We start from the raw sequence: 19,154 nt of genomic DNA, 5'->3' as shown, positions 1-19,154 counted from the left end.
AAACGAAGAGGTCTCGGTTCGCGTCTGCGGATCGGGGCCTCTTCGTCGTGATGAGATGTCTGAGCTTGTTACACTCCAAGCACGATCCACCGACTGCCGCGGGCACGCACGCCGAGCGTCACAGCTCGGGCGAGCATAAATACGATGGTGAAGCAGGTGACGAGCGAGACAAGAGCTGGCACGCCGCTCGGCACGAGTCTGGTGACGAGCCAGAGGATTGGCAGGTACACCGCGACGTTGAGAAGGCTCGTCCATGCAAGGTAGCGCGCGTCGCCAGCTCCCATTAGCACGCCGTCGAGCACGAACACATACGCGCTGAGCGGCAGAGTGAGACCGAGCACCATGAGCGCTGGGGGAAGAATTTCGAGCACGCCCGCGTCGCTCGTGAAGACAAATCCGATGAGCGGGCTCAGCGCGGCGAGCACCACACCGATGATGCCACTGAACACAAAACCCCAAAACACCGTGCGCTTCGTGACCAACCTGGCCCGATCGGGGTCTCGACCACCGAGCGCGTCGCCGACAAGAGCCTGCGCCGCGATTGCCAAGGCATCGAGCGCGAAGGCAGCGGTTGTGAAAATGGTGAACACGACCTGGTAGGCGGCGGTCGCGGTTGTGCCGTGGCTTGTTGCAGCAAACACCGTGGCGAGAAACGCGGCGCGTAGTCCAAGAGTGCGGATGAACAGCCACCCGCCCATGCGGCCAGTCTGCGAAAGTCCGTCTTTGTGAGGCCACGGGCTCGCCCCGGCTTGCACTGCGTGCCGCGCGATCACGATGATATAGGCGAGCACCATTGCCCACTGAGCTGCGACCGTGCCCCAGGCGCTTCCTGCGATTCCCCAGCCGAGACCGTAGATGAACCACCAGTTCAGCAGAGCGTTCAGAGTAAACCCGACGGTCGCGACAACAAGGGGTGTGCGTGTGTCTTGCAGGCCGCGGAGGAGCCCGCTCGCCGCGAACACGACGAGCATCGCAGGAATTCCGATGCATGACACTGAGAGGTACGTAAGTGCTTGCTCCGAGGTGCCGGTGTCGGCCCCGAATGACGAGACCAACGGAGAACCAAGCCTCCAAATGACGAGGCCAACGAGCACACCAATGCCGAGCGCGAGCCAGAGGCCATCGATACCTGCCTGAACCGCGCCACGAACTTCACCGGCCCCGCGCCGCCTGGCGACGAGCGGCGTCGTCGAGTACGCGAGAAAGACCATGAGACCGACGGCTGTTTGTAGAATTGCTGCGGCGATTGCGAGGCCAGCGAGTGGCTCGGCCCCGAGGTGGCCGATGAGTGCCGAGTCGACAATGAGGAACAGTGGTTCGGCAACCAGCGCCCCGAGAGTGGGTACGGCAAGGCCCGCGATTCTGCGGTCGATCACGCGACGCGAACTGTTCTCGGGCATGGTGTTCAGAGTATCGCGGGCCTACGACAACTCGGTGTCGTAGGTCGTGGGTGGCTCGCGGGCTGCGTGTGGATCGCTGAGAGTGAACCAAGATGCCGGTGTCAGACGCCAGCACTAGGCTTACACTCATGAGCAACGAAGCGCCCTCATTTGGCAAGTCAGGCATCGATCTCAACGAGCTCGATCACGCGATCCGCCCACAAGACGACCTGTTTCGGCACGTGACCGGTAAGTGGAGTGCCCGCACTGAGATTCCCGCCGATAAGGCGCGCTACGGTTCGTTTGCGGTGCTCGCCGAGAACGCCGAAGAGGCGGTGCGCGAGATTATTACGACGACGGAATCACCAGCGCCCGGGCTCATCAAGGGCGGGCCAGAGGCCGAGGCCAGCAAGGTTGCCGCACTCTACGCGAGCTTCATGGACACGGGGCGCGTCGATTTTCTCGGTGCTGAGCCGATTTGGGACGATCTGGAGCGAGTATTCGCGATCTCGTCGGTTTCAGAGCTCGTGAAGGTGACAGCCGAGCTTGAACGGCAGGGCCTTGGCGGCTTCTACGGCATGTTTATCGACAACGATCCGGGTGATCCCTCGCGTTACATCGTGTTTGTGATGCAGGGTGGCATTGGGCTGCCTGATGAGTCGTATTACCGCGAAGATCAGTTCGCCGAGGTGCGTGAGCAGTATGTCGCACACATCGAGCGCATGCTCACCCTCGCGGGCGTGAGTGAGGCAGACCGGCTGGCAGGTCTCGCGTTCGATCTCGAGAAGCGCATCGCTGCCTCGCACTGGGACACAGTCGCGAGCCGCGACATTCAAAAGCTGTACAACCTGCGCGACTTTGCGGGTCTGCAAGAGATGACTCCGCAACTCGATTGGAAGGCGTATCTCGCCGCCATGGGCGTTCCAGAGAGTGCATTCGCCGAGGTCGTCGCGGCTCAACCCGAGGCGCTTTCGGGGCTTGCAGAGCTGCTCACCGAAGAAGAACTACCGGCTTGGCGGGCCTGGCTCGCATGGGCCGTTGTGCGCGCGTCGGCGTCGCTGCTCTCGCAGGAGATCTCGAAGGCAAACTTTGACTTCTACGGCACCGCACTGACAGGTGCGACCGAGCAGCGCGACCGCTGGCGCCGCGGTGTTTCGTTCGTCGAAGGGGCAATGGGTGAGGCAGTCGGTCGTCTCTACGTAGAACAGCACTTTGACGAGAACTCAAAGGCGGCGATGGACGAGCTGGTGGATCACCTTATTGGTGCCTACCGAGAGTCGATCGAGAGCCTTGACTGGATGGGAGCAGAGACCCGGGAGAAGGCACTCGAGAAGCTCTCGAAGTTCACGCCGAAAATCGGATACCCGGTCAAGTGGCGTGATTACTCAGACCTTTCGGTCGACGCTGGTGACCTGCTCGGGAACTCTCGTCGGGTCGCGGAATACGAGTTCAACCGCGAACTCTCGAAGATTGGCAAGCCGATCGATCGCGACGAGTGGTTCATGACGCCGCAGACGGTCAACGCGTATTACAACCCCGGTATGAACGAGATCGTCTTCCCGGCCGCAATTCTGCAGCCTCCTTTCTTCGACGCGAGTTGGGATGCGGCAACGAACTTCGGTGCGATCGGCGCGGTCATCGGGCACGAAATCGGGCACGGCTTCGACGATCAGGGTTCGCGTTACGACGGTGACGGCAAGCTCACCGACTGGTGGACGGAGCAAGACCGCGAGGCATTCGAGAAGCTCACATCGGCGCTCATCGGCCAGTACAACGCGCTCTCGCCAGAGGGAGCAGACGGACAAACCGTCAACGGTGAACTCACGATTGGCGAGAACATCGGCGACCTTTCCGGCCTCGAAATTGCCTGGAAAGCATACCTGCGATCACTCGCGGGAGCCGAGTCGCCGGTAATCGACGGACTAACCGGCGCCGAGCGCTTCTTCCTCGCATGGGCTCAGGCGTGGCAGCAGAAGTCTCGCCCGGAAGAAACCGTGCGCTTGCTCACCATCGATCCGCACTCGCCAAACGAGTTCCGCTGCAACCAGATCGTGAAGAACCTCGCAGCGTTCCACGAGGCATACGCCACGAAGCCGGGCGATGGCCTCTACCTGTCGCCAGAAGAGCGCGTTTCGATCTGGTGATCTGCAGGCTGTGAGCGCAGCATCTTTTGCTCCGCTCGCAGCGCCTTGCGTTCCGCTCGGCGAACCTTTGCGGGCACTTTCGGTGCGACCTCGGCAAGTTCGAACGGGAAGTACAGCGGCGCGGGTCCGAAGGTTCGTCGCGAGTTCTTGACGATGCGACCACCGAGAAGTCGGTTGCCCGTGCCGCCAATGACTGCGCCGACTCCGTAGGGAATCACCTTGCCGATGACCGAAGCTGTGCCCTTCTTTGCGAGCTGCTTGAGGAAGAGCTTGCGAAGCTGATCCACCGCTGGGTTCACGAGGTTCTTCGGCATCGACTTCGTGATGACCTCACCCCAAAAAACGTTCCGAATCGTGCCGCCGGCGACCTGACCCGTCACTTGTCTAAGTAGCGAGGCGCCCTCATCGCCGAGCATGAGCGCGAGAATCAGGGCGTGGGCACGCTCGCGATCTGCGAGCACCAGTCCGTGAACTTCGGCAACCGCGTGACCGTACAGGGCCGTCGCCTCGATAAAGCCGATGGTCTCCGCGCTCGAAATAGCGAGAGCCGCCGCGGTTCCGACTCCGGGAATCGCAGCAGTGGCGCCGACCCCTGCTCCGCCAGCCATCACTGTCGTGAGGTAATGCTTCTCGAGCAAACTGATGAGAACAGCTGGGCTCGCCTCGGGGTGCCGGGCCCGCAATCGGCGAATGTGCCCGAGCACAATAGGCCGCTGTACTGAGAGAATGCGGTCGAGTGCTTTGTCGACGAGCGCGAGCGATCGAACGCGATCAGCGGTTTCGACCTCAGTGATTGCGTAATCCTCCGGCGACGGCGTGATCGACATGCTTAGACCCGGGCGGCCGCGTGCTCCTGGCAATGCGCCGCTTCGTGCGAGGCGCAGGCGACCAGGCGCGCGCGGCATGAACCATCGGCGCAGTTCGCGAGCGACGAAGTCGCTGATCCACACACGACGCAGGTGCCGAGCACCTTTGCGCCAGGCTCAAAGTCCATCGTTTCTCGACCGTCAAACACCGCGAGAGAGCCCTCCCACAGGCCACCGTTGCCAAACTGTTCGCCGTAGCGCACGATTCCGCCGTCGATTTGGTACACCTCTTCGAAACCGCGGGCAACCATTGCGGCCGAGAGGATCTCGCAGCGAATGCCACCGGTGCAGTAGGTGACAATTGGCTTGCCCTTGATGTCATCAAATGCCCCGGACTCAATCTGGGCAATGAAGTCGTGCGTCGTCGTGACGTCTGGCACGATTGCGCCCTTGAACTTGCCGATCTCGGCCTCCCAGGCGTTGCGACCGTCGAGGAAGACGACGTCATCGCCGCGCTCAGCGACTAGCTTGTTCACCCTCTCAGGGCTCAGGTGCTTGCCGCCACCCACGACTCCGCTCGCGTCGACCTTCGTCTCCTCAGGAATGCCGAATGCGACGAGCTCATCGCGCACTTTGACGCTGAGCTTCGGGAAATCGGCAATCTGCTTCCAGGGCGCGCTGCGATCCACCCCGCGAAGCATCGTGGGCTTGGCGTCGACGAAACCGGTGCCATCGCTCCACTTCACGTCGATGCCTCTGAACGGGCCGTACTCGCGTGTGCGCTTGAGGTACTGCTTGCACGCGTCGATTTCGCCACCAACGGTGCCATTGATGCCGTGCTTCGAGATGATGATACGGCCGCGCAGGCCGAGCGACTCGCACAGCTCGCGCTGCCAGAGGCGCGCGGCTTCTGGGTCGGCAACGGGGGCAAATGCGTAGTACAGCAGAATCTTCGGGTCACTCACGCTACCAATGGTACGTCGTCGTTGCTTAGGCTTAGGTTATGGAGATCCTCAAAGGCGTACTGGTCGTCATCCACATCATCGGCTTTGCGGCAGTCTTCGGCACCGCCCTTGCGCAGCTACCGGCTGCAAAGGCGGGGCGGGGTGCCATCGTGCCGGGGCTATTTCACGGCCTCAACACCATGTTCTTGACCGGTCTGCTGCTCGTCGTCTTCAAGTACATGCTTGACGAGCCGGTTGACAACCTGAAGATCTCGCTCAAGATGGTCGTGCTCATCGCAATGGTCGCTCTCACGCTGTTCAATCGCAAGAAGAGCGACGTGTCTGCCGGAACGTTCGGCGCGCTTGCTGGCCTCGGCGTGCTCAATGTCGTTATCGCTGTGCTGTGGCAGTGATCTGGCAGTAATTCACCGGCATTCTGAATTCATGCACAGATAAATTAATCAGTAACTTTCCCGGACACAATACGGCGACAGCCCTTTGTATTCCTTGCAGAATAAAACATCTGCATGTACTTTAATAGCTAATCGTCGGCGTCAAGTCGGCGGTGATCGTACAAAGGAGTACAAGTATCATGGCTCACACATCGATGTCGCCAGGACACGACGAGGATGCCGCCCATCTGGCATCACTCGGCTATACCTACGACACTACGTTTAAGCGGGAGATGAGTTTTTGGGGGAACGTCTCCCTGGGCTTTACCTACCTCTCCCCGATTGCTGGCGTTTACGCGATGTTCGCGTTCTCGTTCATGGCTGCGGGCCCACCCATGGCGTGGGCACTCACTATTGCGCTCGTCGGGCAGTTCTTCGTGGCGCTCATCTTTGGTGAGGTCGTATCGAACTACCCGGTCGCCGGCGGCGTGTATCCGTGGTCTCGCCGTCTCTGGGGTCGCAAGTGGGCTTGGATGAACGGGTGGATCTACGTGGTTGCGCTCGTTGGTACCATCGCCGCCGTCGCGTACAGCGTTGCGCCATTCTTGATCGATGCGTTCCTTGGTTACGACGAGGCGCGTCCGGCACCGACCGCGACTGCCACAATCCTGGTGGCGTTCGGCGCGCTGGCGATCGCATCGATACTTAACTACTCGGGAACCAAGGTGTTGAGTATCGCGGCCTTGGTGGGGCTGATCGCCGAGATGATCGGTTCGGTTGCAATCGGTGTCTATCTCATTATTCGCAACTTCATTTTCCTCGCGGGCGATAACCCGGAGCATCCGGGACACTCGTTCTCAGTGTTCTTTACGAACCAGATCACGGCAGCCGATGGAACGGTGACCGCAATCGGTGCCGATGGACCGTTCGGTAGCGGGGTTGGTGGATACTTCGGTGCGTTCGCTTGGGCGGCGCTCATTGGTATGTACGCCTACTACGGCTTCGAAGCAAACGGTGACGTCGCAGAGGAGATCAAGGATCCGAGTCGCCAGGTGCCAAAGTCGATGCGCATGACGCTCTACGTGGGTGGCCTCACGGCTAACCTGCTCGTGTTCGCTCTCGTGCTCGCGGTTCCCGACTACTCGAAGGTCGCTGACGGCACTGTTGCGAATCCGATTAGCGCGGCGATTAGCGACGCGTTCGGTCCGGTATTCCCAATCGTGATGATCATCGTGTGTATCGCGTTTATCTCGTGCGTCACGAGCCTGCAGGCTGCAGCCAGCCGTCTGCTTTTCTCGATGGGTCGCGACGGCTTCTTGCCAGCTTCGAAGTGGCTTGCACACCACACGCCGTCGCGCGGTGTTCCGAGCAACGCGGTCATCACGGCGGCGGTGTTCCCAGGGCTGTTCATTCTGCTCTCGCTGTTCGCAGAGAATGCACTGACCGCGCTCATTGCGTTCGGTACCGTCGGCATCTACATCGGATTCCAAATGGTGGTGCTCGCGGCCCTTCGCGCCCGTATCAAGGGATGGAAGCCGGCCGGTAAGTTCAAGCTCGGAGCCTGGGCATACCCGGTCAACATCCTCGCGCTCATCTGGGGCATCCTGGCGATCGTGAACATTTCGTTCCCGTGGCCAGTGAACGACAACACCTTCCTCGACTGGGCGGTGCTCATCGTGCTCGTGATCGTGCTCGTGGTTGGTTTCTTGTACATGCTGGGAACCAAGGCGCACCTCCGCGGCGATGCCCCTGCTGGTGATGCGAGCGGGCCAGTCAAGGTAGTGGCACCACAAGACGCATAATATTCGTACAACTGAGTGACAGCGGGCGGCCGAGCCAGTATCGGTCGCCCGCTGTCGCGTCACCAGAGTGAAAGTGGAGTGATGGTCGTTTCGATTGATCCAGAGCAGTTTCGTCCGTCCGCCGACGAGAACCCGAATGGCCCGATCATTCCCATGGTCGTTTCCCTCGGCTTTCCAGGAATGGGTAAAGGCGCTGCCACGATCCAAGAGGAGACCACGAGGCTCGCGTTCGACGCGATTCGCGCTGCCGGTGGCCGACCGCGACTCGTCGAGTACACGACGGACACCGAACTGAAACCGGCGGCCGAGGTGTTTGATGGAGCCGATGGCATCGTGTTCTTGGGTGGGGCCGATGTTGATCCCGACGCGTACGGCTACACGGGAGAGCTGCCCGACAATCTGTACGGCATCGATCGCCGTGCCGATGATTACTGCATCGACCTATTTCGTGAGGCCGCGGCTCGCGATGTCACGACGCTCGCAATTTGTCGTGGATCGCAGCTCTTCAACGTAGCTTTCGGTGGCACATTGTTCCCCGACATCGAGAACTGGCCGCTCCACAAGGGTGATGGCAACCCGCTGTTCATCAATGAAGAGGTGATGCTCGAACCCGGATCGAAGATCGCTGAGATCATGGGCAGCGAAGTCATTTCAGTGCGTAACGGGCATCATCAGGCGGTCGACGAGGTCGCTCCCGAACTCCGTGTCACCGCGCGGGCGCACGACGGAATCGTCGAGGGAACTGAGCATCGCACCGCGACGTGGATGATCGGCGTGCAGTGGCACCCCGAGGAGCCGGGCGCCGATCTCGATGATCGCCGCAAGATCTTTCAGGGGTTTGTCGACGAGGTTGTCGCTCGCACGGGCGACAACTCAGGCAACGATGACAACTAGGTCAGTCGAAGCAACTTAGCCAGCGAGCGCAAGTCCTGCCGCCTCCATTGCGCCGGGCAGCCACTCGAGAGCTATGTCGCTCGGCATGTCCCACGACGAGGCGTCGTGGCGGCCGTACTCGCCAACGCGCTCGGCGCCCTGCGCGGTGAAACGGCGGTCAAGGTGTTCGCTGCCCTGGCTGTACGTATCGTAAAAGCTGTCGCCCAGCCCGAAGATCGCGTAGCGCATGCCCGTGAGGTCAGGCAGAAGTTGGTCGAACTTTTCGGCGAAGTCGATCGCGGTGTTTGGCAGATCACCCTCGCCGTGGGTCGAGCACACGACCACGTAGAAATGTTCGGCGGTGAGGTCGGCCGGATCAAAGTCTTGAAGATCAAAGATCTCGACGTCGTCGTGGGTTTCGCGTAGCTTCGCACCGAGGTCTTCGGCGACGAGCTCGCTGTTCCCCGATTCGGTTCCATACAACACGGTAATCTTCACGATGCCTCAGTTCCTTTCGCCCGTTTGAGCATCACGTGCAATGTTGACCATCTCATTATGATCAGTAAGTTTGCGTCGAACCCGGCCCTCTGCGGCTGATTCGCGCTCGTGTGAGTCTAGCTTCGTCCACTGCTCGTACGAGATTGAACGTTCATGCAGATCGTTGCTCAGAGCATCGAACCCCGGCGACCCCACAGTGAGGGTGCCAGCCTCGAGATCGGCCAAGAGTTCTTCAGCCACGCCCTTCGCGCATGCTCGATTTTCTGGAATCGCACCGCGAGGTCCTCGTTTGGCCCAGCCGGTGCGGTACATGCCCGGTTCGATGCGACCGGTTTCGGCTGGTTCCTCGGTGAGCTCAGAAATTTCACTCGACGCCTGCTCGAACCCGATTGCGGTGATGACCGATGTTGCTGCGATCGTCTCGGTGCCGCGGGAAGTCTCGACTCGCACTGCCTCAACCTGGTCTGTTCCGATGAACTCGACCGGAATCGTGTTGAACCTCAGCGATACGACAGGGGCCGTGGTGGGTTCCCGATCCACACTCGTGAGCTCAGCGAACGCCGCGAGCCGAGCGGTTGCCTGCCGATCGCCCTCTGGCGCGGGCGACGCATCGGCGAGATCTGGTGACTCGTAGCGGCCGCGGGGCAGTGCCGCGAGCTCTTTGAGTATTTGTGGATCACTCTTCGCCTCTGCTGGACCCGAGCGATGCAGCACGGTGACGCGTTCGGCAGGGTTCGCGAGATACGCCTCAAGCGCCTCATCGGAGATGTCGCTCGCCTCGTACCCGCTGCGATCTTTTACCAGGAAGCGAAGCAGATCGATCGCGACATTGCCGCCACCGATGACGACGACGTCGCTGCCTAGCGATGGGAACTCAGGGCGCTCACCGGGGTGAGAGTTGAGAACTCGGGTGATGCCCCCCGATCCATAAATACCGAGCAGCGCTTCGCCGGGTAAACCCAAACTGCGATCGGCGCTTAACCCTGTTGCGAGGATCACCGCGTCGTATGCTTCACGCAGTTCATCGAGCGTAATGTCGCGGCCAATGTCGACGTTGCCCGCAAACCGCACGTTTGGTTGTGCGAAGAAACGCTCGAACTGCCTGGTAATTGCTTTGGTGTGCTGGTGATCAGCTGCGACGCCGTAGCGCACAAGGCCGAACGGGCTCGCTAAGCGGTCAAAGATGGTGACCTCGGCCTTGGGGGCTCCGCGAAGCACTGATTGGGCGAAGTAGCAGCCTGCTGGGCCGCTGCCAATCACGGCGAGGCGGGGAGAAAGATCGCTCGGCATGTTCAGCTCCTTTGCGAATCAGACCGGTCTGCCAAGAGTGTACCTCGTAAAGATTCATGTTGTGAAGGTATATGTTCAGCTGCGCCTCAAAAGTCGCTGTCTCACGCTTGTATTCCCTTGCAAATTAAAAGATCTATGTATAGCGTATTTACCAATCAAAGGTGATGGCAGCGAAATTCGACAAAGGAGTACGAATGAGCCAGGCGACAGAGGTTCCATACCTCGATATTTCATCCGAAAACTTCGCAATGAGTTCAGAAGAAGTTCGTGATGCGCGGGAGCGTAACTGGTACGCGAACACCAACTACGGCGTTGCCGTGCTGCGATACAAACAGGTCACCGACCTGTTGAAGCATCAGAGCCTGAACCAGGGCAGTGCTAAGTGGCCCGAACACAACGGGGTTCACAGCGGCAAGTTCTATGACTGGTGGTCAAAGAACCTGCTCGTGCTCGAGGGGGAAGAGCACCACCGCATTCGTCGTCTGCTCAACCCGGCATTCTCACCTCGAGTCGCGGAGCAGTTGAAACCGCAGTTCGCTGAACTCGCAGACGAGCTGATCGAGGGGCTCAAAGAGAAACACGCCAAGGGTGAGACGGTCGAGTTCATTGGCGACTTTGCTGAGCCGTACGCAACGCGCGCGCTCTGCGCGATGATGGGTCTCGATCACAAGCACTGGCCGTTCATCGCATCTCGCGCGAACACGGTCGGGTACGCCCTCGCTGTCACGATTAAGGATGACATTGAGGCGATAGACCAGGCGGTGCACGAGCTCTATGACTTCGTCGAGGAGCTCATCGAAGAACGCAAGGCAGAGCCGGGCGAGGACGTGGTCTCGCGACTCATTGGCTTCACCGCGCACGGTGACAAGCTCAACGACATCGAGCTTCGCAACGCGATCGTGCTCATGCTGTTTGGCGGCATGGACACGACCCGCAATCAGATCGGGTTGCTGTTGCAGACCTACATGCGCAACCGCGACCAGTGGGAGCTGCTTGCGAGTAGGCCAGACGAGCTCGCGACACCAGCTCTTGAAGAGGGGTTGCGAGTCAACCCCACGACGCGATGGGTAACCCGCGAGGCGAATGAGGACTTCGAGTACAACGGTCTCGAAATCAAGAAGGGCACGACCGTGCACCTGTTTACGATGGCGAGCGGTACCGATCCAGAGGCCTACCCAGACCCCGAGGTCGACATTCTCGCGACCGATCGCCCGCGCCACCACACCTTTGGCGGTGGTATGCACCACTGCCTCGGTCACTACATCGCCCGAGCGGACATGAGCATCGCGCTGCCGAAACTTGCCGAGGCCTTCACTGACTTTGACTGCCCGGGCGGTGACGTCTGGCTACCCGATTCGGGTAACCACGGCCCGCTCAAGTTGCCGGTCACCTTCTCGGTTCGTTAGCTCTGACTACCTTCCAATGGCGAAAGGATCACCATGAAAGACCTCAAGACAGGTGGCCGCTTCGGTGCTCACCTCCGTGAAGTACTTGCAGACACCTCTGCCTTTGACCGACATCGCGAGGCGAATCTGCGCCCCGAGGTTCTCGCTGAACTTGGCGAAAAAATTGAGCGTACGGGAGTGAAGTACATCTACTTCGCAGTCGCAACGCTCGGCGCTCGCACGGTCGCGAAGGTCGTACCTGCCGAGCACTACAAGCGCATGCTCGGTAAGGGCATCGCGTTCCACCGCACGGCCCTCACCGATCTCCAGACCAGCCGCGAGGGCGAGCTCATCGGCGGCGGCATTGATGCTCACGAGTTCTGGGGGCTTCCCGAGCCAGAGACATTTCAGCAGCTTCCGTGGGATCCAGAGCTCGGTCGCATATTCTGCACCGCGTACGATCCACCACATCTCGGCAAAGATGGTGGTCGACTGATTCCGCTCGATACGCGTGCGCTTCTGCGCGTCGCGCACCAGGGGTTTACCGAGCGAACCGGTCTCGAACTGCGAAGCGGCCTCGAGCCCGAAATGACGTGGCGAGGCCCTGGCCTCGAGGTCATCGCGAAGGACGATCAGAGCCCGGCGTATCAGGTCGAAAACCTCGAAAAGATGCGGCCCATCTTTAAGAAGGTCATCAGCTACGGTCAGTTCCTTGATTTCAACATGATTCAGGGCGACTACGAAGACGACGGGCAGATCGAGCTCAATTGGGAGTACGACAAGGCTGAGATCACCGCCCAGCGCATGACGACCTACCGGCAGATCTGTAAGCAGGTTGCACGGGAACTCGGGGTCGAGGCGAGCTTCATGGCGAAGCCGTACAACGGCAAGATGGGCAACGGTTGCCACCACAACCTCAGCCTGTGGCGCGGTGACGAGAACGTCGTTGAAGACGGTCGCGTCGAACTGCACGCCACCGAGACCGCACGCAACGCGATCGCGGGCATGCTCCTTCACACGCCGGGCTCGATGCTCGTGATGGGATCCACCGTCAACTCGTACAAGCGCTATTGGGACGCGGGCCAGTTCGCGCCATCGGGAGCAGACTGGGGGCTCGACACCAGAGGCGTTGCGATCCGCATTTCAGCCAACGGCCGCATGGAGTACCGCCTGCCCGACGCAAGCGTGAACCCATATCTCTCGCACATCTACCTACTCGCATCGATCGAGCACGGACTCGAGGCAGCACTCGACCCGGGTGATCCGGGGCAGCCCACACCCGAGATCGCCGACGTGGTCGTGCCGAACACGCTCGGCATGGCGATCGACGCGTTCGAGGCAGACGAGTACCTCATGGGAGCGATGCCTGAGGAGCTCACGCGCATCTTCTTGCAGCTGAAGCGTGATGAGTGGGCCCGCTACTGCGGTCAGATCACTCAGTGGGAGTTTGACCAGTACTGGGAGGCGATTCCATGACCCGCAAAGTACGACTTGCCTGCATCGACTCGGCGGCGCTTCCGCTGTTCGACAAAAGCCCAGACGGGGTGACCCGCGACGGGTACGAACCCGAGGCCGCGAAGCTCGTCTTCGAGCGCCTCGGTGCCGAAATCGAGTGGATCATGCTCCCGTGGGAAGACATGATTCCGGCGGTGCGGCGCGGCGACGCTGACGCCGTGTGGTGCGGACAGGGGATGACCGAGGAGCGATCTGCCCTCGTGGACTTCACCCAACCCTACGCGGTATTTAACGAATCGGTGATTGTTCGCGCGGGTGACCCAGCCAAGTCTGCCGACGATCTCGCCGGCTACAAGATCGGCGCGATTGCGAACTCGACGAACATGAAGCTCGCCGAGACCTTCGCGGGCGCCGAACTCGTGAGCTTTGGTGCGAGCGACGATGTGTTCGGCGACATGATCGAGGCGACCCGCTCGGGTGCGATCGACGGGTTCGTCGACGACGACGTGGTCATGGTGCCGCTCGCCGAAGAGGACCCTGATTTTGACCTCGCGTTCACCGCGATGACGGGCAACCGCTGGGGCATCGGAGTGGCACCCGGAAACGACGAGCTTCGCACCCAGATCGACGACGCGCTCGCCGCAGTGATCGCCGACGGTTCGCTCGAGGCGGTGTGGAAGAAGTGGATGCCACTGCTCGACTTCCCGCTCGGGGAATCACGGTGACGAGTTCGGGAGATGCGGGCGGTGCGGGTGGTGCGCCGCGCATTGCTGTCACCGGAATGTGGTCGAATCAGATCCACGGACTTCGGTTCGACGGCAGCGCGGTGGCATCGGCCGTCCTCCGCTCGGTCATACGTGCGGGCGGCGAACCGCACTCACTGTTCGCAGAGTCAAATGAGTCGGCGCGCGATCGCTTGCGGGGCTTCGACGCATTGCTTGTTCCCGGTGGATCGGATGTTGACCCAGCCCGCTACGGCGAAAGCCCGCATGAGGCCACCTCGACCGCAGACTTTGCCGCACAAGATCAGTTCGAAGCCGACATGATGGCTGCAGCGACCGAATTACAGATGCCGGTGCTCGCGATATGCCGCGGGTTTCAACTCTTGAACGTTGAGTACGGTGGATCGCTTGTGCAAGACGTGCCTGTAGATAGCATGCACCGCAACAGCGTGCACGCCGTCGACCTCGAGCCAGACTCAGCGCTCGCCAAGGTCATGGAAGTCGGCGCGCTCGAAGTTTCGTCGTACCATCACCAGGCAGTTGCGAGAGTGGGCGAGGGCCTTCGTGTCGTCGGTACTGCAGAAGACGGCGTACCTGAGGCGCTCGAGCTCGCCGATAACGCGACACCGTTGCTCGCGATCCAGTGGCATCCCGAAGACACAGCGGCCAAGGACCCGAAGCAGCACGCACTCTTCCAGTGGCTCGTAGACGAGGCCCGTCTCTACCGCTCCCGCAAGTAGGGTCTGAGACGGTGGCGTCAGCCCGCGACCATCACCCGTATTCCGTCGGTGACGTCGGGGAGTGCCACGAACCGGTACCCGGGGCGTGGATCTGAAACGAGTTCGCCGGGCAGAAACTCTGCGGTGTTGCTGACGAGCACGTTGCCATGACGGCTCAACACAACAAGGTCGGTTTCGCACTGCTGCAGCATGGGAAGCAGCGCGCGTTCGAGATCGTCTATCTGCAGGTCGTTGCCGACCGCACCAACGCGCTGCCCCTCAACCACCGCGGGCACTGTGAGCGTCATGATGTAGACCTCGACGCCGAGGTAGTCGATAAACGGCCCGACTGCGGCACTGCGCCCTTCTTCGAACGCGCGAATGAACCACTCGTGCTGTTCATAGTTGTAATAGCGGTCTCCGCCAGGCACTACGCCGAACGAGTAGCGGGCAAACCGCGATTCGTCTTCTCGCACCCACCACTCGAGCCTGCCCGACTTCGTGCCGAGACTTGAGTGGGCAAAAATGAGGCCGCAACCATCCACGACCAGGTGCTGCTGTAAAAAGTCCGAGGCGGCCGACTTCATCTCGCGGCGTGCGGTGCTGCTGAGTACCAGCATTCCGTCGGCATCAAGGTTAAGTATCGAGGTGAGCGTGTCTGCGAGTGAGCGCAGTTGCGCGAAGCGGTCTTCGAACCAGGCCGCGAGTTGCTCGATGGTCTCATCGGGTGTCACGAGTCGCCCCCAATGCTCAGTGGATCGGGCAGTGAGTATTTGGCCTCGATGATGCGACGGAAGTTGCTCATGACATGGGCCCCAGCGAGTTGCCTGGCCACGTCGGCATTGCCCTGTTCGATCGCCATGACCATAGCGAGATGGTCGTTAAACGCGTCTTGTACCGAGACTTTGGAGAATGCCTCACACCATAAAAGCGGCGCCGTTTCGGTCTGCAGCCGTTGCTCTGCGGTGAGTAGCCTCTGTGAGTGACTGAGCACTGCAACTTCGATGTGGAATCTGCTGTCTGCCAGTGAGCGCTCTTGGGAGCCGTGGGTTTCGCGAGCCCTGAATGCGAGCTCGGCAAGTCGGGTGCGCTGGGAGGGCGAGGTGCGCTCAGCTGCGAGTTGCGCCGCGGCCGAGGAGATAGCGGTGTGCTCGTCTGCGAGGTCGCGCAGCGACGCTGTGCTGCTGTGAGCGAGTGCTGCTGTGAGCGACTCGTCTGTGGGAAACGGTGCCTTAACGACGAACGTGCCGCCGTTGCGACCCCGTCTCGTTTCGACGATGCCCTTCGCACGGAGGCTCGCGAGGGCCTTACGAAGTGTCGCGACCGCAACGCCGAACTGGCTCGCGAGTTCAATCTCTGCGGGGAGCCTCTCGCCAACTGCGAGCATGCCGACCGAAATCGCTGACGCGATGCGCTCGACGATACTGCCAACCTGCTGGCCAGGTGCGTCTTCGAGCGAACCGTGGCCGGTGCCGTTCTTGAGCATGGGCGTGCGCATTGTCGTGGTCAGTGTGAGTCTGTTGCGGATCCGCAGTCAGCAGTGACGATTGTCCTCACGGGCAAGGCGACTCCTTTTATATTGTGATCTACGCTGCGGACACTGCCGCGAGTTCCGCGCAGCCATTGCGCGCGCTGCCTTTAGCCTACGCCTTATTGGAGCGGTGCGTTCGCCTCTTTCTACCAACTTCGCGTTGCGACATGCCCGAGCATGCCGTAAGCTTGACCCTTGGCTGTGCGCAGTCCCAGTGCGCAGACCGCGGGAACCGAAGCTCGTGTGTAAACACAGTGGGATCCCGCAGACAAGAAATCTTGGGTGAGGCCGTCCGGTCTCACGGTATGAGAGGAAACATCATGGCAGCAGTGTGCCAGGTGACCGGAGCCGTTCCCGGCTTTGGACACAACATTTCGCACTCGCACCGTCGCACCAAGCGTCGGTTCGATCCGAACATCCAGAAGAAGTCTTACTACGTGCCGTCGCTCGGCCGCAAGGTGACCCTCACCCTCTCGGTGAAGGGCATCAAGGTTATCGACGCTCGTGGTATCGAATCAGTAGTTGCTGATCTGCAGAAGCGCGGGGTGAAGCTCTAATGGCAAAAGATAAGGACGTACGTCCGATCATCAAGCTCCGTTCGACCGCAGGTACCGGGTACACCTACGTGACCCGCAAGAACCGTCGCAACACCCCCGACCGTCTCGTGCTCAAGAAGTACGACCCGGTGGTCCGTCAGCACGTCGAATTCCGAGAGGAGCGCTAAATCATGGCAAAGAAAAGCATGATTGCGAAGAACAAGCAGCGTCAAGAAATCGTCGCTCGTTACGCTGAAAAGCGCCTCGAGCTGAAGAAGGCACTGGTCGATCCCAATGGCACCGATGAGAGCCGTGAGGCTGCTCGCGTAGGCCTGCAGAAGCTCCCACGCAACGCTTCGCCCGTTCGCGTGCGCAACCGCGACGTCATCGACGGCCGCCCCCGTGGTGTGCTCTCGAAGTTTGGTGTTTCGCGTGTTCGCTTCCGCGACATGGCTCACCGCGGTGAGCTGCCAGGCATCACAAAGTCGAGCTGGTAAGCGTTTGAGCTGGTAGCGGCTCGTCGTTTCCGCTGAAGTGGCGGGGTGGATCTTAAGGGATCCACCCCGCCACTTCGCTATTTGCGCCGCGTGGCGAGCTATTTCGGGCGGGTGGCGCCAGAAATTCGCCCAGAGAGAGAAAATTGGGGCATGTAATCGGAGAAAATCCGCGTAATCTTGCCACTTTTGCGTAAACGTAGGGTAGATTCATACCGATCAAACTGATCGGAGCCTCTTCACGGAGGTGACACCCCGTACTCGATCAGGGGCCGGCCGAAATTCGGTTATCGCCCTGAAAGGACACAACATGGCACTCAACAAGACCGAGCTCGTTGCAAAGATCGCCGCTGAGACCGGCCAGAGCCAGGCTGCAGTTTCGAACGTTCTCGACGGCCTCTTCGCTGCCGTCTCAGAGACCGTTGCAGCTGGCGAGAAGGTTTCGATTCCGGGCTGGCTCTCATTCGAGACCGCGACCACCGCTGCTCGCACCGGCCGCAACCCTCGCACCGGCGAGACCATCAACATCCCCGCTGGCAAGCGCGTGAAGGTTTCGGTTGGCTCGAAGCTCAAGGCTGCCGTGAAGTAACACTTCGCGATCAGTACAAAACCCCTGGCTGCTTATGCGGCTGGGGTTTTGTCGTAGGTAGGGCGTAAGCTGGCTCGGTGCCAAAGACCACTGATCCCGCCAATATTCGCCCCTGGGCCGCGCTGTGGTCGCTTGTGCTCGGATTCTTCATGATCCTCGTCGACACGACGATTGTCTCGGTCGCGAACCCTACGATTATGCGGGGGCTGCACACTGACATGACGGCAACGCTGTGGGCGACGAGCGCCTACTTGCTCGCCTACGCCGTGCCGCTGCTCATCACGGGTCGCCTCGGCGACAGGTTTGGTCCGCGGCGTATGTACCTCATCGGTCTCTCGGGCTTTGTTGTTTCGTCGCTTGTGTGTGGGCTCGCCACATCGATCGAGATGCTCATCATTGCCCGTGTGTTTCAGGGGCTCGGAGCGGCCTGTATGACGCCACAGACGATGACCGTTATTACGCGCATCTTTGCTCCGCGTGAGCGGGGCCAGGCGATGGCTGTCTGGGGTATTACCGCTGGCGTCGCGACGCTCGTCGGTCCGATTGCTGGTGGGTTTCTTATCGACCTGGCTGGCTGGGAGTGGATCTTCTTCATCAATATCCCGGTCGGCATCATAGGGTTTGTGCTCGCAATGCGGTACGTGCCGGTGCTCGAAACGCATGAGCATCGATTCGACTGGGTTGGTGTGGCACTGAGCGCCGTCGGCATGTTCCTCGTGGTCTTCGGTATTCAAGAGGGCGAGAACTTCGACTGGGGCATCATCTGGGGGCCTGTTTCGGTGTGGTCGCTAATCATCGTCGGCGCGGTCGTGCTCGTAGTGTTCGTGTGGTGGCAGCGCGCGCAGCGGGGCGAACCACTGATGCCGCTCGCAATCTTCCACGACCGCAACTTCTCGGTCGGTAGCGCGGCGATCGCGACTGCCGGATTCGCTGTGACGAGCATGAGCCTGCCGCTCATGTTCTTCTTCCAGCTCGTGCTCGGCCTCACGCCAACGCAATCTGCGCTTATGCTCACCCCCATGGCGGTGCTGTCAGCGGCACTCGCGCGGCCCGTCGGCCTGCTCATTGACCGCGGTGACCCGCGCAGACTCGGCACGTTCGGCCTGCTCCTCGTGGGTGGCGGAATCCTGCTCTACGTGTGGTTGATGCAGCTCGATGTCTCGGTATGGGTGCTGCTCATTCCGAGCGCGGTGCTCGGTGTCGCGAACACACTCATGTGGGGTCCGCTTTCGGCAATCGCAACATTTAACCTCAAGCTCGAACTCGCCGGTGCCGGGTCCGGGGTCTACAACACGACCCGTCAGGTGGGTGCCGTGCTCGGTTCGGCTGCAATCACAGCGCTCATGGCGTCAAGGCTGGCATCGTACTTCGGTGAAGAAGCTACGGTCGGCATGGATGGTGGAGCGGGTCGGCTCCCCGAACCACTTCGCGAGGGGTTCGCGCAGGCCATGGCAGAGTCGCTCGTGCTACCCGCGGTGATCATTATCGTGGGTGCTGGTGTCACGTTATTCTTCGCTCCGCGGCCAAAGCGCCAAGACCCGGTAGTGGTGACGCCAGATGCGTAGCTACGATACGGGTATTCTCGACCTATGAGT

The 19,154-nt window shown here is 60.7% G+C and carries 20 protein-coding genes; 13 read left to right on the top strand and 7 right to left on the bottom strand.

Translation table 11 applies throughout. The annotated features are described in order from the left end of the window. Window positions 1-68 precede the first annotated feature (68 nt). On the bottom strand, window positions 69-1,400 hold the full coding sequence (locus tag H9L06_RS06940; RefSeq protein WP_187554521.1) for an MATE family efflux transporter: 1,332 nt from the start codon (window positions 1,398-1,400) through the stop codon (window positions 69-71). 128 nt (window positions 1,401-1,528) lie between these two features. Between H9L06_RS06940 and H9L06_RS06935 the strand changes: the two genes are divergently transcribed. Further along, entirely contained in the window at window positions 1,529-3,523 is a 1,995-nt protein-coding gene (locus tag H9L06_RS06935) for a M13 family metallopeptidase (protein WP_187554520.1), read from the top strand. On the opposite strand, the gene H9L06_RS06930 is transcribed toward H9L06_RS06935, so the two are convergent. Then, window positions 3,487-4,350 carry a hypothetical protein gene (locus H9L06_RS06930; RefSeq protein WP_187554519.1) on the bottom strand — a complete coding sequence of 288 codons (864 nt, stop codon included), beginning with the start codon at window positions 4,348-4,350 and terminating at the stop codon, window positions 3,487-3,489. The two genes, H9L06_RS06935 and H9L06_RS06930, sit on opposite strands and share 37 nt — an antisense overlap. A gap of 2 nt (window positions 4,351-4,352) precedes the next feature. Then, window positions 4,353-5,294 carry a tRNA uridine(34) hydroxylase gene (locus tag H9L06_RS06925; RefSeq protein WP_187554518.1) on the bottom strand — a complete coding sequence of 314 codons (942 nt, stop codon included), beginning with the start codon at window positions 5,292-5,294 and terminating at the stop codon, window positions 4,353-4,355. Between the two features lie 38 nt (window positions 5,295-5,332). Here H9L06_RS06925 and H9L06_RS06920 point away from each other — a divergent pair, with 38 nt between their 5' ends. The 3 genes from H9L06_RS06920 to H9L06_RS06910 all read left to right on the top strand — a co-directional run bounded on the left by H9L06_RS06920 (window position 5,333) and on the right by H9L06_RS06910 (window position 8,361). Next, on the top strand, window positions 5,333-5,686 hold the full coding sequence (locus H9L06_RS06920) for a hypothetical protein (RefSeq protein ID WP_187554517.1): 354 nt from the start codon (window positions 5,333-5,335) through the stop codon (window positions 5,684-5,686). A 179-nt stretch (window positions 5,687-5,865) separates the two neighbouring features. After that, window positions 5,866-7,467: an APC family permease gene (locus H9L06_RS06915; protein WP_187554516.1), complete on the top strand. Its 1,602-nt coding sequence runs from the start codon at window positions 5,866-5,868 to the stop codon at window positions 7,465-7,467. Window positions 7,468-7,548: 81 nt separating this feature from the next. Beyond that, complete coding sequence (locus H9L06_RS06910; RefSeq protein ID WP_187554515.1) at window positions 7,549-8,361, top strand: gamma-glutamyl-gamma-aminobutyrate hydrolase family protein; 813 nt, start codon at window positions 7,549-7,551, stop codon at window positions 8,359-8,361. 15 nt (window positions 8,362-8,376) lie between these two features. Here H9L06_RS06910 and H9L06_RS06905 read toward each other — a convergent pair whose 3' ends face one another. Continuing rightward, on the bottom strand, window positions 8,377-8,838 hold the full coding sequence (locus H9L06_RS06905) for a flavodoxin domain-containing protein (RefSeq protein WP_187554514.1): 462 nt from the start codon (window positions 8,836-8,838) through the stop codon (window positions 8,377-8,379). Window positions 8,839-8,844: 6 nt separating this feature from the next. Continuing rightward, window positions 8,845-10,128, bottom strand: a complete 1,284-nt coding sequence (locus H9L06_RS06900; RefSeq protein WP_187554513.1) for an FAD-dependent oxidoreductase — start codon at window positions 10,126-10,128, stop codon at window positions 8,845-8,847. Between the two features lie 194 nt (window positions 10,129-10,322). Between H9L06_RS06900 and H9L06_RS06895 the strand changes: the two genes are divergently transcribed. The 4 genes from H9L06_RS06895 to H9L06_RS06880 are packed head-to-tail and all read left to right on the top strand — an operon-like array spanning window position 10,323 to window position 14,430. After that, the gene (locus H9L06_RS06895; RefSeq protein ID WP_187554512.1) at window positions 10,323-11,534 is read left to right on the top strand and encodes a cytochrome P450; all 1,212 of its coding nucleotides are present in this window, start codon (window positions 10,323-10,325) and stop codon (window positions 11,532-11,534) included. Between the two features lie 33 nt (window positions 11,535-11,567). After that, window positions 11,568-12,989, top strand: a complete 1,422-nt coding sequence (locus tag H9L06_RS06890; protein ID WP_187554511.1) for a glutamine synthetase family protein — start codon at window positions 11,568-11,570, stop codon at window positions 12,987-12,989. Further along, window positions 12,986-13,693 (top strand): substrate-binding periplasmic protein, encoded by a 708-nt coding sequence (locus H9L06_RS06885; protein WP_187554510.1) that lies wholly within the window; start codon window positions 12,986-12,988, stop codon window positions 13,691-13,693. The genes H9L06_RS06890 and H9L06_RS06885 overlap by 4 nt, the downstream gene beginning before the upstream one ends. Then, a complete protein-coding gene (locus H9L06_RS06880; RefSeq protein WP_246454284.1) occupies window positions 13,651-14,430 on the top strand; it encodes a gamma-glutamyl-gamma-aminobutyrate hydrolase family protein in 780 nt (259 codons plus the stop codon). The genes H9L06_RS06885 and H9L06_RS06880 overlap by 43 nt, the downstream gene beginning before the upstream one ends. Window positions 14,431-14,447: 17 nt before the next feature. Here the strand turns inward: H9L06_RS06880 and H9L06_RS06875 are convergent, their stop codons facing one another. Next, window positions 14,448-15,143 (bottom strand): cache domain-containing protein, encoded by a 696-nt coding sequence (locus H9L06_RS06875; RefSeq protein WP_187554509.1) that lies wholly within the window; start codon window positions 15,141-15,143, stop codon window positions 14,448-14,450. Continuing rightward, window positions 15,140-15,907, bottom strand: a complete 768-nt coding sequence (locus H9L06_RS06870; RefSeq protein WP_246454283.1) for a FadR/GntR family transcriptional regulator — start codon at window positions 15,905-15,907, stop codon at window positions 15,140-15,142. The genes H9L06_RS06875 and H9L06_RS06870 overlap by 4 nt, the downstream gene beginning before the upstream one ends. A gap of 353 nt (window positions 15,908-16,260) precedes the next feature. Here H9L06_RS06870 and rpmB point away from each other — a divergent pair, with 353 nt between their 5' ends. From rpmB to H9L06_RS06845, 5 genes are all read left to right on the top strand, one after another. Next, the gene (rpmB, locus tag H9L06_RS06865; RefSeq protein ID WP_187554508.1) at window positions 16,261-16,497 is read left to right on the top strand and encodes a 50S ribosomal protein L28; all 237 of its coding nucleotides are present in this window, start codon (window positions 16,261-16,263) and stop codon (window positions 16,495-16,497) included. After that, window positions 16,497-16,664 carry a 50S ribosomal protein L33 gene (gene rpmG, locus H9L06_RS06860; protein WP_187554507.1) on the top strand — a complete coding sequence of 56 codons (168 nt, stop codon included), beginning with the start codon at window positions 16,497-16,499 and terminating at the stop codon, window positions 16,662-16,664. Before rpmB ends, rpmG begins: the two co-directional genes overlap by 1 nt. Window positions 16,665-16,667: 3 nt before the next feature. Further along, on the top strand, window positions 16,668-16,973 hold the full coding sequence (rpsN, locus tag H9L06_RS06855) for a 30S ribosomal protein S14 (RefSeq protein ID WP_187554506.1): 306 nt from the start codon (window positions 16,668-16,670) through the stop codon (window positions 16,971-16,973). Between the two features lie 307 nt (window positions 16,974-17,280). Continuing rightward, window positions 17,281-17,559: an HU family DNA-binding protein gene (locus H9L06_RS06850; RefSeq protein WP_187554505.1), complete on the top strand. Its 279-nt coding sequence runs from the start codon at window positions 17,281-17,283 to the stop codon at window positions 17,557-17,559. 149 nt (window positions 17,560-17,708) lie between these two features. Beyond that, on the top strand, window positions 17,709-19,124 hold the full coding sequence (locus H9L06_RS06845) for an MFS transporter (protein WP_187556404.1): 1,416 nt from the start codon (window positions 17,709-17,711) through the stop codon (window positions 19,122-19,124). Window positions 19,125-19,154 lie beyond the last annotated feature (30 nt).

It is taken from the genome of Leucobacter denitrificans (assembly GCF_014396385.1).
GTDB lineage: Bacteria > Actinomycetota > Actinomycetes > Actinomycetales > Microbacteriaceae > Leucobacter > Leucobacter denitrificans.
This window is presented reverse-complemented; position numbering and strand designations above follow the sequence as displayed.

Excerpts from the sequence above, each read along its gene's own strand:
- H9L06_RS06910 (WP_187554515.1), top strand. The coding sequence starts at position 7,549 with ATGGTCGTTTCGATTGATCCAGAGCAGTTTCGTCCGTCCGCCGACGAG.
- H9L06_RS06845 (WP_187556404.1), top strand. The coding sequence starts at position 17,709 with ATGATCCTCGTCGACACGACGATTGTCTCGGTCGCGAACCCTACGATT.
- H9L06_RS06930 (WP_187554519.1), bottom strand. The coding sequence starts at position 4,350 with ATGTCGATCACGCCGTCGCCGGAGGATTACGCAATCACTGAGGTCGAA.
- rpsN (WP_187554506.1), top strand. The coding sequence starts at position 16,668 with ATGGCAAAGAAAAGCATGATTGCGAAGAACAAGCAGCGTCAAGAAATC.
- H9L06_RS06850 (WP_187554505.1), top strand. The coding sequence starts at position 17,281 with ATGGCACTCAACAAGACCGAGCTCGTTGCAAAGATCGCCGCTGAGACC.
- H9L06_RS06940 (WP_187554521.1), bottom strand. The coding sequence starts at position 1,400 with ATGCCCGAGAACAGTTCGCGTCGCGTGATCGACCGCAGAATCGCGGGC.
- H9L06_RS06890 (WP_187554511.1), top strand. The coding sequence starts at position 11,568 with ATGAAAGACCTCAAGACAGGTGGCCGCTTCGGTGCTCACCTCCGTGAA.
- rpmG (WP_187554507.1), top strand. The coding sequence starts at position 16,497 with ATGGCAAAAGATAAGGACGTACGTCCGATCATCAAGCTCCGTTCGACC.
- H9L06_RS06915 (WP_187554516.1), top strand. The coding sequence starts at position 5,866 with ATGGCTCACACATCGATGTCGCCAGGACACGACGAGGATGCCGCCCAT.
- rpmB (WP_187554508.1), top strand. The coding sequence starts at position 16,261 with ATGGCAGCAGTGTGCCAGGTGACCGGAGCCGTTCCCGGCTTTGGACAC.
- H9L06_RS06900 (WP_187554513.1), bottom strand. The coding sequence starts at position 10,128 with ATGCCGAGCGATCTTTCTCCCCGCCTCGCCGTGATTGGCAGCGGCCCA.
- H9L06_RS06870 (WP_246454283.1), bottom strand. The coding sequence starts at position 15,907 with ATGCGCACGCCCATGCTCAAGAACGGCACCGGCCACGGTTCGCTCGAA.
- H9L06_RS06920 (WP_187554517.1), top strand. The coding sequence starts at position 5,333 with ATGGAGATCCTCAAAGGCGTACTGGTCGTCATCCACATCATCGGCTTT.
- H9L06_RS06935 (WP_187554520.1), top strand. The coding sequence starts at position 1,529 with ATGAGCAACGAAGCGCCCTCATTTGGCAAGTCAGGCATCGATCTCAAC.
- H9L06_RS06885 (WP_187554510.1), top strand. The coding sequence starts at position 12,986 with ATGACCCGCAAAGTACGACTTGCCTGCATCGACTCGGCGGCGCTTCCG.
- H9L06_RS06895 (WP_187554512.1), top strand. The coding sequence starts at position 10,323 with ATGAGCCAGGCGACAGAGGTTCCATACCTCGATATTTCATCCGAAAAC.